This window comes from Kocuria sp. KKT182, assembly GCF_055635395.1.
This window is the reverse complement of sequence record NZ_CM145757.1, coordinates 282,375-298,029: the sequence shown is the minus strand read 5'-3', so window position 1 is coordinate 298,029 and position 15,655 is coordinate 282,375. Positions and strand designations below refer to the sequence as shown.

Here is a 15,655-nt window from a genome sequence, read left to right as displayed (position 1 = left end):
CCACGACACGCACGGAGCCCCCCGCCTTCCTCGGAAGGCGGGGGGCTCCGTCGTCGTGGTGCCGGGTGCCGCGCCCGGCGCTGCGCTCAGCGCGTGCGGACGAGGATCGTCTCCGCCGCCCGGTCGTGCAGGCCGCGCTGGTCCGGGTCGAACACGACCGCCGGGATCACGAGGCACAGCAGGAGGGCGCGGACAGCGGCGCGGGCGAACCCTGCCGGCCGCCCCGCCAGCGCCTGCACCTGGAGGCCCAGGAGCAGGTGCCCGGGGGTGTGGCCGGTCGCGCCGACCAGCAGCACGTTGAGCACGAACAGGAACGCCAGGGTCATCAGGCCCTGCTCGTTCCACTGGGGCACGAGCCACTCGGCGAGGCCCCAGCACAGGAACCAGTCCACCACCAGGGCCACGATCCGCCGCCCCACGCGTCCCACGGAGCCCGGCCCCTGCTCCGGTCGCCCGAGGCGCTGCCCCGGGTACTGCTGCCGGCCGGTCCCCGGTCCCTCGAGCCACGAGCCCACGTCACGTCTGTCGATCATCCCCTCAGGGTATCGGGGCGGGACTCCCCTAGACTGACGGGAGACCGTGGCTCCCCGGAGGTCCGCCGCGTAACACCGAGGAAACACCCGGGACACGGGGGCTTCATGCCCGGTCCGTAGCGTTGTCCCCGGAAACGGACGCCGCACGAGCATTCCCGGCACGGCGGTCCAGCCCACCTAACAAGGAGAACAGCACATGTTCCAGACACCCGAGGAAGTCCTCACGTTCATCAAGGACGAGGAGATCGTCTTCGTCGACGTCCGGTTCACGGACATGCCCGGCGTGCAGCAGCACTTCAACCTCCCCGCCAAGTCCGTGGACGACGACTTCTTCGAGCACGGGCAGCTGTTCGACGGCTCCTCCATCCGGGGCTTCCAGGGCATCGCCGAGTCCGACATGCAGCTCATCCCGGACCCGACGTCGGCCTTCGTGGACCCGTTCCGCGTCGAGAAGACCCTCGTGGTCACCTGCTCCATCGTGAACCCCCGCACCGGGGAGCCCTACCACCGCGACCCCCGCGGCGTCGCCGAGCGCGCCGAGGCGTACATGGCGTCGACCGGCATCGCGGACGTCGCCAACTTCGCCTCCGAGGCCGAGTTCTTCATCTTCGAGGACGTCCGCTACGACATCCAGCCCCAGGGATCCTTCTACGCCATCGACTCCGACGAGGCCGCCTGGAACACCGGGCGCAAGGAGGAGGGCGGCAACCTGGGCAACAAGACCGCCACCAAGGGCGGCTACTTCCCGGTCTCCCCGGTCGACAAGCAGGCCGACCTGCGCGACGCGATGTGCGTGGCCCTGGACGAGGTGGGCCTCGAGGTCGAGCGCTCCCACCACGAGGTGGGCGCTCCCGGCCAGGCCGAGATCAACTACAAGTTCAGCACGCTCACCCGGGCGGCCGACGACCTGCAGAAGTTCAAGTACGTCATCAAGAACACCGCGGACGCCTTCGGCAAGTCGGCCACGTTCATGCCCAAGCCCGTCTACAACGACAACGGCTCCGGGATGCACTGCCACCAGTCCCTGTGGAAGGGCAGCGAGCCGCTGTTCTACGACGAGAAGGGCTACGCGGGCCTGTCCGACATCGCGCGTTGGTACATCGGCGGCCTCCTGGAGCACTCCTCGGCCGTGCTGGCCTTCACCAACCCGACGGTGAACTCCTACCGTCGCCTGGTCAAGGGCTTCGAGGCGCCGGTCAACATGGTGTACTCGCAGGGCAACCGCTCGGCCGGCATCCGCATCCCGATCACGGGCACCAACCCGAAGGCCAAGCGCCTCGAGTTCCGCGCCCCGGACCCCTCGTGCAACCCGTACCTGGCGTTCGCCGCCCAGCTGATGGCGGGCCTCGACGGCATCCGCAACCGCATCGAGCCGGCCGACCCGATCGACAAGGACCTCTACGAGCTGCCCGCCGAGGAGGCCAAGGACATCAAGAAGGCCCCGGCCTCGCTCGAGGAGGCGCTGCTGGCCCTCGAGGCGGACCACGAGTTCCTGCTCGCCGGTGACGTCTTCACCGAGGACACCATCCAGTCCTGGATCGAGTACAAGCGCGAGTTCGAGCTCAAGCCGCTGTCCGTGGTCCCGCACCCGCTGGAGTTCTCGATGTACTACGGCGTCTGATCCGCACGGATCGGCCACCGCACCGGGAAGGCCCCGGACCCCACGAAGAGGTCCGGGGCCTTTCCCATGCCGCCGGCAGTCCGACGACGACGCCGTCGGTAGCCGCCGACGATGGCCGCCGTCAGTGGCCGTAGAAGAGCCGCTCGAACACGGCGCGGGCCTTGCGGGTGGTGCGCAGGTAGTCCTCCTCGAGCCGGCCGGCGCCACCGTGGGGGTACCCGCACCAGCGGGCCACCGCCTCGAGGTCGGCCCGCTTGGCGGGCAGGGCGTCGGAGCGGCGCCCGGTCCGCAGGACGTTGCCGTTGCGCACGGCCGTGGCCAGCCGCCACGCGGCGGACAGGGCCAGGGCGTCCTCGGCGGTCACGAGACCGGCCTCCTCGGCGGCGTGCAGGGCCCGCAGGGTGCTCGTGGTCCGCAGCCCCTGGACGCGGTGCCCGTGCTGGAGCTGCAGCGTCTGGACGAGCCACTCGACGTCCGAGAGCCCGCCGCGGCCCAGCTTCAGGTGCCGGGCCGGGTCCGCGCCGCGCGGCATCCGCTCGTTCTCCACGCGGGCCTTCATCCGCCGGATCTCCAGCAGCTGGCGCTCCGTGAACTCCGCCGGGTAGCGCAGCGGGTCCACGACCCGCCGGAACGCGTCGGCCAGCTCGTCGCTGCCGGCCAGGGGCAGCGCCCGGGTGAGCGCCTGGAACTCCCAGGTCTGCGCCCACCGGGCGTAGTACTCGGCGTAGGACTCGACGGAGCGCACCATGGGCCCCTGCTTGCCCTCGGGGCGCAGGTCGTTGTCGATCTCCAGCACGCGCTCCGCCACGATGGGCGGCGTGCAGGGCGCCTTGAGCAGCTGCACCATCCGCTGCAACAGGGTCTCGGCCTGCTCCCGGGCCGCGGCGGGGTCCGCGTCCCCCACCGGGGCGTAGACGTACATGACGTCGGCGTCGGAGCCGTAGCCGATCTCCCGCCCGCCCTGCCGGCCCATCGCGACGACGAGGACGTCGGCGAGCCGGCCGGCGCGGTCGTAGACCTCCCGCTCGGCCACGTGCAGGGCGCCCAGGACGCAGACCCGGTCGATGTCGGACAGCGCCGCCACGACCTGCTCGACGTCGAGCAGCCCGGAGGTGTCCGCGAGCGCCACGCGCAGCTCCTCGCGGCGGCGGATGAGGCGGATCATCCGCACGGCCTCCCCGGGGTCGGGGTGGCGGGCCATCTGGGCGCGGATCTCGCTCCACAGCGTCTCGAAGGACACCGGGCACAGCTCGTCGTCCTGGCCGAGCCAGGCGGTCGCCTCCGGAGAGTTCTCCAGCAGGTCGGTGACGTACCGGGAGCTGGAGAGGATCTGGCACAGGCGTTCGGCGGCGGCGTTCGAGTCGCGGAGCAGGCGCAGGAACCATGGGGTGGTCCCGAGGGACTCGGAGAGCCGCCGGAAGCCCAGCAGCCCGGCGTCGGCGTCGACGCCGTCGGCCAGCCAGGCCAGGAGCACGGGCAGCAGGGTGCGCAGGATCTCGGCCCGCCGGCTGACGCCGCGGGTGAGCGCCTCGATGTGGCGCACGGCGGCCTTCGGGTCCCGGTAGCCGAGCGCGGCGAGCCGGTCCCGCACCGACTCCGCCGAGAGCTGGGTGTCGGTCTCGGGCAGGTGGGCGAGCGCGGCCAGCAGCGGCCGGTAGAAGATCCGCTCGTGCATCCCCCGGACGCTGCGCTTGACCTTGCGCCACTCCTCGAGCAGCGAGTCGCCGGAGGGGCGGGCGGTGTCCGCGGCGCCGCGCAGGGAGCGGGCGATGACCGTGAGCTCCTGCTCGCCCCGCGGCATGAGGTGGGTGCGGCGAAGCCGGAACAGCTGGATGCGGTGCTCCAGGAGGCGCAGCCAGCGGTAGTGGGCGGAGAACTGCTCGCTGTCCCGGCGGCCGATGTACCCGCCCTCGGAGAGCGCGGCCAGGGACTCGGTCGTGGCCTGGGTCCGGACCCGCTCGTCCGTGCGCCCGTGCACCAGCTGGAGGAGCTGGACGGTGAACTCGACGTCGCGCAGCCCGCCGGGGCCCAGCTTGATCTGGCGCTCGCCCTCGGCGGCCGGGATGTTGTCGGTGACCCGCCGACGCATGGCCTGCACGGACTCGACGAAGCCCTCGCGCCCGGAGCTGCGCCACACGAAAGGCTCGATGGCCTTGCGGTAGGCCGCCCCGAGCTCCGGGTCCCCGGCCACGGGCCGGGCCTTGAGCAGGGCCTGGAACTCCCAGGACTCGGCCCACCGCTCGTAGTAGCGCACGTGCGAGTCCAGGGTGCGCACGAGCGGCCCGTCCTTGCCCTCGGGCCGGAGGTTGGCGTCCACCTCCCACAGCGGGGGCTCCGCGCCGCGGGCCATGAGCGCCCGGGCGGTGCCCGTGGCGAGGGCCGTGGCGATGACGGTGGCCTCCGCCCCGTCCAGGGGCTCCGCGCCGTCCGGGTCCTCGACGGCCATGACGTGGACGACGTCGACGTCGGAGATGTAGTTGAGCTCCCGGGCGCCGCACTTGCCCATCCCGATCACGGCGAGCCGCACCCGGTCGACGGTCTCGGGGGCCCAGGTCCCCGCCGCCTCCGCCCGGGAGACGGCGAGCGCCCCCTCGAGGGCCGCGGCGGCCAGGTCGGCGAGCTGGCGGCCCACCGCGGGCATGTGGTCGGCGGGGTAGAGGGCCCCGACGTCCCGGATCGCGATGCGCGTCAGCTCCCGCCGGTAGGCCGCGCGCAGGGCGCTGCAGGCGGCGTCACCGGTCCCGGAGGCCACCGGGGTCCGCGCGGCGGGGTCCGCGCCGACCGCCGTCAGCAGCGCGTCGCGGAACTGCTCGCCGGGGATCTCCGCCGGCTCGGCGGCGGCGGGCTCCGCGAGCAGGTCCAGGTGCTCGGGGCGCCGGAGCAGGAACTCCCCGAGCGCCTCGGAGGAGCCCAGGAGCCGGAACATGGCCTCGGAGGCCTCCGGGCCGGCGTTGATCCGCTCGGCGAGCTCCGGGGAGCCCTCGAGGAGCCGGACGGTGAGCCGCAGGGCGACATCGGGCGAGGCCGCCAGGGCCAGACCCTCCAGCAGCCGGTCGAGGTCGACCTCGGCGAGCTCCGGGAAGCCGAGCCAGCGCTGGGCGTTGCCCGTGTCCGCGAAGCCGACCTTGATGAGACGGCCGGACGGGACGGTGCCCGCCGGGGCCGCGGACTGGGGAGGGTGTGTCATGGGACGGTCCGTCCGGGGTCAGAGGATGCCGAGGTTGTTCTTGAGCTCGAAGTGCGTGACGACCCGGCGGTAGTCGTTCCAGTCGCGGCGCTTGTTGCGCAGGAAGTAGTCGTAGACCTGCTCCCCGAGCAGCTCGGCCATGAACTCCGACTCCTCGGTCTCCCGGATGGCGTCGTACAGGCTCGAGGGCAGCGGGTTGTGGCCGAGGGCGCGGCGCTCCGCGGAGCTCATCGCCGCGACGTCGTCCAGCTCCACGGGCGGGAGCTCGTACTCGTTCTCGATGCCCCGCAGACCCGCGGCCAGCAGCGCGGCGTAGGAGAGGTAGGGGTTCGTGGCGGAGTCGATGCCGCGGTACTCGATGCGCGCGGCCTGCACCTTGTCCGGCTTGGACAGGGGCACCCGCACGAGCGCGGAGCGGTTGTTGTGGCCCCAGGACTGGTAGGAGGGGGCCTCTCCCCCGCCCCACAGCCGCTTGTAGGAGTTGACGAACTGGTTGGTCACCGACGTGAACTCGGGGGCGTGACGCAGGATGCCGGCGATGAAGTGCCCGGCCGTGCGGGAGAGGCGGAACTCGGACCCGGCCTCGAAGAAGGCGTTGGTGTCCCCCTCGAAGAGCGAGAAGTGGGTGTGCATGCCGGAGCCGGGGTGCTCGGTGAACGGCTTGGGCATGAAGGTCGCGTACAGCCCCTGCGAGAGCGCGACCTCCTTGATGACCGTGCGGAACGTCATGATGTTGTCGGCCGTCTGCAGGGCGTCGGCGTAGCGCAGGTCGATCTCGTTCTGCCCGGGGCCGGCCTCGTGGTGGGAGAACTCGACGGAGATCCCGACGGCCTCCAGCATGTTCACGGCCTTGCGCCGGAAGTCCTGCACCACGCCGCCCGGCACGTGGTCGAAGTACCCCTCGTGGTCCACGGGCGTGGGCCGGCCCTCGGCGTCGAGGTCCGCGGACTTCAGCAGGTAGAACTCGATCTCCGGCGCCGTGTAGCAGGTGAAGCCCATGTCCGAGGCCTTCTCCAGGACCCGCTTGAGCACCCCGCGCGGGTCCGAGGAGGAGGGCTCGCCGTCCGGGGTGAGGATGTTGCAGAACATCCGGGCGGTGGGCTCCGTCTCGCTGCGCCAGGGCAGGATCTGGAACGTGGACGGGTCCGGCTGCAGGAGCATGTCCGCCTCGGAGACCCGCGACAGGCCCTCGATGGAGGAGCCGTCGAAGCCGAGCCCCTCCTCGAAGGCCGCCTCGACCTCGGCGGGGGCCAGGGCCACCGACTTGAGGCTCCCGACGACGTCCGTGAACCACATGCGCACGAAGCGCACGTCGCGCTCCTCGATGGTCCTGAGGACGAACTCCTGCTGACGGTCCATGGTTGTCTTCCTCGTCTTCCTGCCCGGGAGTGCTGTGCCGCCCGGGCACGCCTGCTGTCCCGCCCACTCTAACGCGCTGTCCCGCCGCGCCCGCCGGACCGGACGGCGCGGACGGGCGCGCCCGATAGGGTGGGGCCATGACCCAGGAGACACCCCGTCCGGCACCGGGCGCGCTGGACGTGCGCCGGGTGCGCACGCACCACCTGCGCGAGGCCAAGCGCCGTGACGAGAAGTTCACGATGCTCACGTGCTACGACGCCCTGACGGCGGCGATCTTCGACGCGGCCGGCGTCGACTCGCTGCTGGTCGGGGACTCCGCGGGCAACAACGTCCTGGGCCACTCCAGCACCCTGCCCGTCACCGTGGACGAGCTGCTGCCGATGTGCCGTGCCGTGTCCGGCGCCGTCGAGCGCGCGTTCGTGGTGGTGGACCTGCCCTTCGGCTCCTACGAGGCCTCCCCCGAGCAGGCGGTGGCCACCGCGGTGCGCTTCCTCAAGGAGGGCTGCGCGCACGCGGTGAAGCTCGAGGGCGGGGCGTGGTTCGCCCCCCACGTCCGGGCCATGGTCCAGGCCGGGGTGCCCGTCGTGGCCCACATCGGCTTCACCCCGCAGAGCGAGCACGCCCTGGGCGGGTACCGGGTGCAGGGGCGCGGCGACGCCGCGCGCACGCTCGTGGAGGACGCCCGCGCCCTCGAGGCCGCCGGGGCCTTCTGCCTGGTGATGGAGATGGTCCCGGCGGAGGCCGCCGCGGCCGTGGACGCCGCCCTGGAGATCCCGACCGTGGGCATCGGGGCCGGGCCCGCGACCACCGGCCAGGTGCTCGTGTGGCAGGACATGCTGGGGCTGCGCCGGGGCCGGATGCCGCGCTTCGTCCGGCAGTACGCGGACCTGCACGGGGTGGTCTCCGACGCCGTGGGCCGCTACGTCGAGGACGTGCGCTCGGGGGCCTTCCCGGCCCCGGAGCACGGCTTCTGAGCCGCCGCGCCCGGCGCACCGTTCCGGGGCGCCCCGGCCGTCGGGGTGCTGCGCCCGCGGCGGATCAGCCCTCCTCGAAGGCGCGGTCCTCCTCGTCCCACTGCCGGGTGCGCTCCGCGGCGAGCTTCAGCGCGTTCTGCGCCTCCTCGCGCGTGGCGTAGGGCCCGAGCAGCTTGCGGTAGTCCGACTGCGGGCCCTCCTCGACCTGGTGGGTGTAGGTGTTAAACCAGTACTCGGCCATGACCTCTCCTCTCGACGGCCGCCGGGCCCCGGTGACCGGACCGGCCCCGTGCCCGGCGCGCTAGGGTAGATCCTAGGCCCGGACCGGCCCGGACGGGGCCGGCCCACCCGATCCAGGAGGTCCAGACCCCCGTGCCCACGCACAACCTCACCGCTCCCGCCCCCGGCGGCACCGCCCCCGTCGGCGCCCTCGCCCCCGGCGCCGTGACCCCCGGCCGGCCCGTGCCGGCGTCCATCCCCCGCCCCGAGTACGTGGGCCGGGCGGAGCCGGACGAGGGCCGCGGCGGCAACGTCTACACCCCGGACGAGATCGAGCTCATCCGCGCGGCGGGCCGGATCGCGGCGCGCGCCCTGCAGGAGGCCGGCCGGGCCGCCGTGCCGGGCACGACCACGGACGAGCTCGACCGGATCGCCCACGAGTACCTGTGCGACCACGGGGCCTACCCCTCCTGCCTGGGGTACCGGGGCTTCCCCAAGTCCATCTGCACGTCCCTCAACGAGGTGATCTGCCACGGCATCCCCGACTCCACGGTGCTGGAGGAGGGCGACATCATCAACCTGGACGTCACGGCCTACAAGGACGGCTTCCACGGCGACACCAACCGGATGTTCCTGGTGGGCGAGGTCGACGAGCAGTCCCGCCTGCTGGTCGAGCGCACCGAGGAGGCCCTGAACCGGGCCGTCAAGGCCGTCCGCCCGGGCCGGGAGATCAATGTCATCGGCCGCGTCATCGAGAAGTACGCCCGGCGCTTCGACTACGGCGTGGTGCGGGACTTCACCGGCCACGGGGTGGGCCGGGAGTTCCACTCCGGGCTGATCGTCCCCCACTACGACGCCGCGCCGTCCTACTCCACCCCGATGGTCCCGGGCATGGTCTTCACGATCGAGCCCATGCTGACCCTGGGCACGATCCAGTGGGAGCAGTGGGACGACGACTGGACCGTGACCACGCGCGACCGGCGGCGCAGCGCGCAGTTCGAGCACACCATGGCCGTCACCGAGGACGGGGTGGACGTCCTCACCCTTCCGTAGGCCCTGCCGTAGACTGCCCACTGATCATCCGACCACGGCCCCACGAGAGGACCGCCCCATGACCACACCAGACCGCGACGTCGCCGCCGTCCCGAACCGCCGCGTCATCGGCATCGACTTCGGCGGCACCGGGACCAAGGGCGGGATCGTGGACCTCGACACGGGCGAGCTCGTCGGCGAGCGCTTCCGGATCGCCACGCCCCGCCCGGCCACCCCCGAGAAGGTCGCGGAGGTGATGCAGCAGATCGTCGCGGAGCTGCAGTCCCGTCCCGAGGCTCCCGCCCCCGACTCGCCCGTGGGCATCGTCTTCCCGGCGATCATCAAGGAGGGCGTGGCCCTGTCCGCGGCGAACATCGACAAGTCCTGGATCGGCACGGACGTCGACGGCCTCATGACCGAACGGCTCGGCCGTCCGGTCGAGGCCCTCAACGACGCCGACGCCGCGGGGCTGGCCGAGGCCGTCTACGGCGCCGGACGGGGCGTCAAGGGTCTGGTCATCGTGATCACCCTGGGCACCGGGATCGGCTCCGCCCTGATCCTCAACGGCAAGCTCGTCCCGAACGCCGAGCTGGGGCACCTGGAGATCGACGGCCACGACGCCGAGACGAAGGCGTCCGCCGCCGCGCGCGAGCGCGAGGACATGCCGTGGAAGAAGTGGGCGACCACCCGCCTGCAGCGCTACTTCAGCCACGTGGAGTTCCTGTTCTCGCCCAACCTGTTCGTGGTCGGCGGCGGGGTGTCGAAGAAGGCGGAGAAGTTCCTCCCCTTCATCGAGCTGCGCACGCCCGTGAAGGTCGCCGAGCTCCGCAACAACGCCGGGATCGTGGGCGCCGCCCTGTGGGCCGGCATCCCGCACGCGCCCGAGAGCTGAGCCCGGTCCGACGACGACGCCCGGTCACCTCCGCGAGGAGGTGACCGGGCGGCGTCGTGACCGGGCGGGAACGATCCGGCCGGGGGCAGAAAAAAACCCGCCGGGGGCCGCGGCTTCCCCTCCGCAGCCCCCGGCGGGAGCTTGTTGTGGACCCCACTCTACGGTCCTCATCCGGCCTGCGGCAAGGGACACGCCGGGACGTGGCGGCCGGAGCCGGTGCACCGCACGGGCGGGTCGTCAGAGCAGCCTCGGCTGGGACACGCCCTCGAGGCCCTTGCCCCGCGGCCGCCGGCCGCTGCGCTTCCGGGCGGCGCCGATGGGCTCCACGGTGGCGGGGATGGTCTGCTGCCCGGTCTGCTCGGCCTGCTGCCGGCGCAGGAGGTCGATCGCCTCCTCGAAGTCCCCCAGGCCGTCGAAGGCCTGGTAGACGCTGGCGAAGCGCAGGTACGCCACGACGTCCAGCCGGCGGAGCGGGGCCAGGATCGCGAGCCCCACCTCGTGCGCCTCGATCTCCGCGGCGCCCAGCGCCCGGATCGTCTCCTCGACCTCCTGGGCGAGCATCGCGAGGTCGTCCTCGCTCACCGGCCGCCCCTGGCAGGCCTTGCGCACCCCGTTGACGATCTTCTGCCGGTCGAAGGGCTCGGTGACGCCCGAGCGCTTGATGACCGAGATGGTCGTGGTCTCGAGCGTGGTGAAGCGCCGGCCGCACTCGGAGCACTGGCGGCGGCGGCGGATCGCCGTCCCGTCGTCCGTGGTGCGGCTGTCGACGACGCGGGAGTCGGTGTGACGGCAGAACGGGCAGTGCACGGTCGGATCAGCTCCCGGTGCGGATCGTGATGGCCCGGCCGTGCGCGGGCAGGTCCTCGGAGCGCGCGACGGCCACGATGTCCTCCCCGATCACGGCGAGCGCGTCCTGGGTGTACTCGACGATCTGCACCGCCTTCATGAAGGCGGTGGTGGACAGGCCCTGGGCGTGCACCGCCGTCCCGCCCGTGGGCAGCACGTGGTTCGAGCCCGCCGCGTAGTCGCCGAGCGGGACGGGGCTGTAGGGCCCCAGGAAGATCGCCCCCGCGTTGCGCACCCGGGCGGCCACCTCCTGCGGGTCGGCGGTGTGGATCTCGAGGTGCTCGGCGGCGTAGGCGTCGGCCACGGCGATCGAGGAGTCGAGGTCGTCGGTGAGCACGATCCCGGACTGCGGCCCGGACAGGGCGGTGGTGATCCGCTCCCGGTGCTTCGCCTCGGGGACCTGGACGGCGAGCTCCGCGGCGACCCGCTCGGCGAGCCCGGGCGAGTGGGTGATCAGCACCGCGCCGGCGGCGGGGTCGTGCTCGGCCTGGGAGATCAGGTCGGCGGCCACGTAGGCCGGCACGGCGGTGTCGTCGGCCAGCACGGCGATCTCGGTGGTCCCCGCCTCGGCGTCCACGCCGACCACGGAGCGGAGCAGGCGCTTGGCGGTGGCGACGTAGACGTTGCCCGGACCGGTCACGGTGTCGACCGGCTCGAGGACGTCGTCGCCGTCCGTGACCCCGTGGGCCATGGCGGCCAGCGACTGGGCGCCGCCGATGGCCCAGACCTCGTCCACCCCGAGCAGCCCCGCGGCCGCGAGGATCGTGGGGTGCGGCAGGCCCCCGAACTCCTTCTGCGGCGGGCTGCACAGCACCACGGAGCCGACCCCGGCCGCCTGGGCCGGGACGACGTTCATGACCACGGACGAGGGGTAGACGGCCAGCCCGCCGGGCACGTAGAGCCCCGCCCGGCGCAGGGGCGTCCACCGGTGCACGAGCACGGCGCCGGGCGCGACCTCGACGCGGGCGTCGGCCGGGCGCTGCGCCTGCGCGAAGGCCCGGGTGCGCTCGATGGCGGTCTCCAGGCCCCGGCGCACGGCCGGGTCCAGCTCGTCGACCGCCCGCCGGATCTCCGCCGGGTCGACGCGCAGCCGGTCCTGGGCCACGCCGTCGAAGCGCTGCGCGTAGCGGCGCAGGGCGACGGCGCCCTCGGTGCGGACCGCGGCGATGATCTCCTCCACGGCCTGCTGCGCCGAGGCGAGCGACGTGGAGCTCTGCCGGGGCACTGCCGCCCGCAGCTCGGACCAGGACAGGTGCCGGCCGCGCAGGTCGATCGTTCGCAGGACGGGAGTCGTGGTCGTCTCAGCAGTAGTCACGCTCTCCATGGTATTCCACCGCGGCGCCCGGCCGGGTGCCGGGCCTTGCGCTCAGCCGCCCGGTGGGCTACACCTCCAGGCAGGTCGGGCCGAGCAGCACCTTGAGGTCCCCGAACAGCGCCGGTGAGGGGTTCACCCGCAGATCGGGGCCCAGACGCAGGACCTGCACCTTCTGGCGGGTCTCGAGGTGGATGCGCACCTCGGAGTCCCCGCGGTGGTTGCGCAGCACCGCGCCGATCTCCTTGACCGTCTCCTCCGTGGCGCGGAACTCGGGCAGGGCGATCAGCACGGGGCCGCTGTGCCCGTCCGCCGAGAGCTCCGGCACGGTGAGCTCCTGCGCGGAGATCGTCACCGACCCGTCGTCCCGGCGCTGCAGCCGGCCCTTGATCACGCAGATGAGGTCCTCCGCGAGCACGCCCGCGATAGGGGCGTAGGCCTTGCCGAAGAACATGATCTCGATCGAACCCGTCCGGTCCTCCAGCTCCACCCGCGCGTAGGCGTTGCCCGAGGTCTTGGCGATCCGCCGGGACAGGGAGGTGATCATGCCCGCCACGGTCACCACGGCGCCGTCGGGCCGGCCGTCCTCGCCGAGCAGCGGCTGGATCGAGGTGTCGGCGTACTGCCCGAGCGCCTCGTCGAGGCCGCGCAGCGGGTGGTCGGAGACGTACAGGCCGAGCATCTCGCGCTCGAAGGCCAGCAGGTCCTTGCGCTCCCACTCGGGCACGTCCGGCACCGCGACGGTCAGCGACGTCGAGGGGTCCTCGTCGTCCAGCCCCATGCCCCCGAAGAGGTCGAACTGCCCGGCCGCCTCCTGGCGCTTGACGGCGACCGTGGCGTCCACGGCCTCCTCGTGGCAGAGCACGAGTCCGCGCCGGGTGTGGCCCAGCCGGTCGAAGGCGCCCGCCTTGACCAGGGACTCGATAGTGCGCTTGTTGCACACCACGGCGGGGACCTTCGCGAGGAAGTCGTTGAAGGAGGTGAAGGCGCCGTGCTCCTCCCGGGCCTCGACCATCGCGCTGACCACGTTGGCGCCCACGTTGCGCACCGCGCCCATCCCGAAGCGGATGTCGGTGCCCACCGGGGTGAAGTTCAGCGCGGACTCGTTGACGTCCGGGGGCAGCACGGTGATGCCCATCCGGCGGCACTCGGTGAGGTACAGGGCGAGCTTGTCCTTGTCGTCGCCCACCGAGGTGAGCAGCGCGGCCATGTACTCGGCCGGGTAGTGCGCCTTGAGATAGGCCGTCCAGTAGGAGACGAGGCCGTAGGCGGCGGAGTGGGCCTTGTTGAACGCGTAGTCCGAGAAGGGCAGGAGGATGTCCCACAGGGCCTTGATCGCGGCCTCGGAGTAGCCGCGCTCCACCATGCCGCCGTGGAAGCCCTCGTACTGCTTGTCCAGCTCCGACTTCTTCTTCTTGCCCATGGCGCGGCGGAGGATGTCCGCCTGGCCGAGCGTGAACCCCGCGACCTTCTGGGCGATCGCCATGACCTGCTCCTGGTAGACGATCAGGCCGTAGGTCGTGTTGAGGATCTCCGCGAGCGGCTCCTCGAGCTCGGGGTGGATCGGGGTGATCTCCTGCTGGCCGGTCTTGCGCAGCGCGTAGTTCGTGTGCGAGTTCGCGCCCATGGGACCCGGGCGGTACAGGGCGATGACCGCGGAGATGTCCTCGAAGTTGTCGGGGCGCATGAGCTTGAGCAGCTGGCGCATGGGCCCGCCGTCGAGCTGGAACACCCCGAGGGTGTCGCCGCGGGCCAGCAGCTCGTAGGACTCGGCGTCGTCGAGCAGGAGGTTCTCCAGGTCGAGGACGAACCCGTCCTGGTTCAGCGTGATGTTCTCGATCGCGTCGGAGATGATCGTGAGGTTGCGCAGCCCCAGGAAGTCCATCTTGATCAGCCCGAGCCCCTCGGAGGTGGGGTAGTCGAACTGGGTGATGACCTGCCCGTCCTGCTCGCGGCGCATGATCGGGATGATGTCGATCAGCGGGTCCGAGGACATGATGACGCCCGCCGCGTGCACCCCCCACTGCCGCTTGAGCCCCTCGAGGCCCTCGGCGGTGTCGAAGATCTTCTTCGCCTCCGGGTCCTGGGCGAGGATCTCGCGCAGCTCGTCGGCCTCCCCGTAGCGCTTGGCGCTCTCGTCGTAGACGTCCTTGAGGGAGATGCCCTTGCCCATGACGTCCGGCGGCATGGCCTTGGTGAGCTTCTCCCCCATCGAGAAGGGGTAGCCGAGCACGCGCGAGGAGTCCTTGAGCGCCTGCTTGGCCTTGATGGTGCCGTAGGTGACGATCATGGCCACGCGCTCGTCGCCGTACTTCTCGGTGACGTAGTGGATCACCTCGGAGCGGCGGCGGTCGTCGAAGTCGACGTCGAAGTCGGGCATGGAGACGCGGTCCGGGTTGAGGAAGCGCTCGAAGATCAGGCCGTGCTCCAGCGGGTTCAGCTCGGTGATGCGCATGGCGTACGCGACCATCGAGCCGGCCCCGGAGCCGCGGCCCGGGCCCACCCGGATCCCGTTGTTCTTGGCCCAGTTGATGAAGTCGGCCACCACCAGGAAGTACCCGGGGAAGCCCATCTGCAGGATGATGCCCTTCTCGTAGTCCGCCTGCCGCTGCACGTCCTCGGGGATCCCGCCGGGGAAGCGGTGGTGCAGGCCCCGCTGCACCTCCTCGACGAACCAGGACTCCTCGTCGTGGCCCTCGGGGGTCGGGAAGCGGGGCATGTAGTTCGCGGAGGTGTCGAACTCGACGTTGCACCGCTCCGCGATCTCCAGGGTGTTGTCGCACGCCTCGGGGAAGTCCCGGAACAGCTCCCGCATCTCCGCCGGGGACTTCAGGTAGAACTCGTCGGCGTCGAACTTGAACCGCTTCGGGTCCGCCAGCGTCGAGCCGGACTGCACGCACAGCAGGGCGGCGTGGGACTTCGCGTCCTCGGCGTGGGTGTAGTGCAGGTCGTTGGTGGCCACGAGCGGCAGCTGCAGGTCCTTGGCGAGCTTGAGCAGGTCGCCGGTGACCCGCTTCTCGATCCCCAGGCCGTGGTCCATGAGCTCGCAGTAGTAGTTCTCGGCGCCGAAGATGTCGCGGAACTCCGCCGCGGCCTGCCGCGCCTCCTGGTACTGGCCCAGGCGCAGGCGGGTCTGCACCTCGCCGGAGGGGCAGCCGGTGGTGGCGATGAGGCCCTTGCCGTAGGTGTTCAGCAGCTCGCGGTCCATGCGCGGCTTGTACAGCTGGCCCTCCAGGGACGCCAGGGACGAGGCGCGGAACAGGTTCTGCATGCCCTGGGTGGTCTCCGCGAGCAGCGTCATGTGCGTGTAGGCGCCGCCGCCCGAGACGTCGTCCCGGCCGCCGTCGGCGAACTTCACGCGGGTGCGGTCGGAGCGGGCGGTGCCCGGCGTCAGGTAGGCCTCCACGCCGATGATGGGCTTGATCCCCGCGTTGCGGGCCTTGTTCCAGAAGTCGAAGGCCCCGAAGACGAAGCCGTGGTCGGTCGTCGCCAGGGAGGACATCCCCAGTTCGTGGCAGGCCTCGAAGAGGTCGTCGAGGCGTGCCGCACCGTCGAGCATCGAGTACTCGGTGTGCACGTGGAGGTGGGTGAAGCTGTTCTTGCCGGTCGCCGTCGTCACCCGACCAGTGTAGTGGTCCGCACCGACCGCTCCGCCCCGCCGGGGCCGTCCCGCGGCGGCC

The 15,655-nt window shown here is 71.9% G+C and carries 11 protein-coding genes; 4 read left to right on the top strand and 7 right to left on the bottom strand.

The annotated features are described in order from the left end of the window. Nucleotides 1-86 precede the first annotated feature (86 nt). Complete coding sequence (locus ACZ2G1_RS01290) at nt 87-533, bottom strand: RDD family protein (RefSeq protein ID WP_109243797.1); 447 nt, start codon at nt 531-533, stop codon at nt 87-89. A gap of 196 nt (nt 534-729) precedes the next feature. On the opposite strand from ACZ2G1_RS01290, the gene glnA (ACZ2G1_RS01285) reads away from it, so the two are divergent. Beyond that, nucleotides 730-2,154 (top strand): type I glutamate--ammonia ligase, encoded by a 1,425-nt coding sequence (gene glnA / locus ACZ2G1_RS01285; RefSeq protein ID WP_017834149.1) that lies wholly within the window; start codon nt 730-732, stop codon nt 2,152-2,154. A 121-nt stretch (nt 2,155-2,275) separates the two neighbouring features. On the opposite strand, the gene ACZ2G1_RS01280 is transcribed toward glnA (ACZ2G1_RS01285), so the two are convergent. Together ACZ2G1_RS01280 and glnA (ACZ2G1_RS01275) are read right to left on the bottom strand one after the other, a co-directional pair. Continuing rightward, on the bottom strand, nt 2,276-5,341 hold the full coding sequence (locus ACZ2G1_RS01280; RefSeq protein WP_229587776.1) for a bifunctional [glutamine synthetase] adenylyltransferase/[glutamine synthetase]-adenylyl-L-tyrosine phosphorylase: 3,066 nt from the start codon (nt 5,339-5,341) through the stop codon (nt 2,276-2,278). 18 nt (nt 5,342-5,359) lie between these two features. Beyond that, the gene (gene glnA, locus ACZ2G1_RS01275; protein ID WP_017834147.1) at nt 5,360-6,700 is read right to left on the bottom strand and encodes a type I glutamate--ammonia ligase; all 1,341 of its coding nucleotides are present in this window, start codon (nt 6,698-6,700) and stop codon (nt 5,360-5,362) included. A gap of 137 nt (nt 6,701-6,837) precedes the next feature. On the opposite strand from glnA (ACZ2G1_RS01275), the gene panB reads away from it, so the two are divergent. Further along, nucleotides 6,838-7,674, top strand: a complete 837-nt coding sequence (panB, locus tag ACZ2G1_RS01270; RefSeq protein WP_470377356.1) for a 3-methyl-2-oxobutanoate hydroxymethyltransferase — start codon at nt 6,838-6,840, stop codon at nt 7,672-7,674. A gap of 64 nt (nt 7,675-7,738) precedes the next feature. Here panB and ACZ2G1_RS01265 read toward each other — a convergent pair whose 3' ends face one another. Continuing rightward, entirely contained in the window at nt 7,739-7,915 is a 177-nt protein-coding gene (locus ACZ2G1_RS01265) for an SPOR domain-containing protein (protein ID WP_017834145.1), read from the bottom strand. A 131-nt stretch (nt 7,916-8,046) separates the two neighbouring features. On the opposite strand from ACZ2G1_RS01265, the gene map reads away from it, so the two are divergent. Then, nucleotides 8,047-8,946 (top strand): type I methionyl aminopeptidase, encoded by a 900-nt coding sequence (gene map, locus ACZ2G1_RS01260; RefSeq protein ID WP_272027493.1) that lies wholly within the window; start codon nt 8,047-8,049, stop codon nt 8,944-8,946. A 58-nt stretch (nt 8,947-9,004) separates the two neighbouring features. Then, complete coding sequence (ppgK, locus tag ACZ2G1_RS01255; protein ID WP_017834143.1) at nt 9,005-9,817, top strand: polyphosphate--glucose phosphotransferase; 813 nt, start codon at nt 9,005-9,007, stop codon at nt 9,815-9,817. 237 nt (nt 9,818-10,054) lie between these two features. On the opposite strand, the gene nrdR is transcribed toward ppgK, so the two are convergent. The 3 genes from nrdR to dnaE are packed head-to-tail and all read right to left on the bottom strand — an operon-like array spanning nt 10,055 to nt 15,594. Further along, on the bottom strand, nt 10,055-10,624 hold the full coding sequence (gene nrdR, locus ACZ2G1_RS01250; RefSeq protein ID WP_081994156.1) for a transcriptional regulator NrdR: 570 nt from the start codon (nt 10,622-10,624) through the stop codon (nt 10,055-10,057). Between the two features lie 7 nt (nt 10,625-10,631). Further along, nucleotides 10,632-11,987: a histidinol dehydrogenase gene (gene hisD, locus ACZ2G1_RS01245; protein WP_470377355.1), complete on the bottom strand. Its 1,356-nt coding sequence runs from the start codon at nt 11,985-11,987 to the stop codon at nt 10,632-10,634. A 58-nt stretch (nt 11,988-12,045) separates the two neighbouring features. Then, entirely contained in the window at nt 12,046-15,594 is a 3,549-nt protein-coding gene (gene dnaE, locus ACZ2G1_RS01240; RefSeq protein WP_017833675.1) for a DNA polymerase III subunit alpha, read from the bottom strand. Nucleotides 15,595-15,655 lie beyond the last annotated feature (61 nt).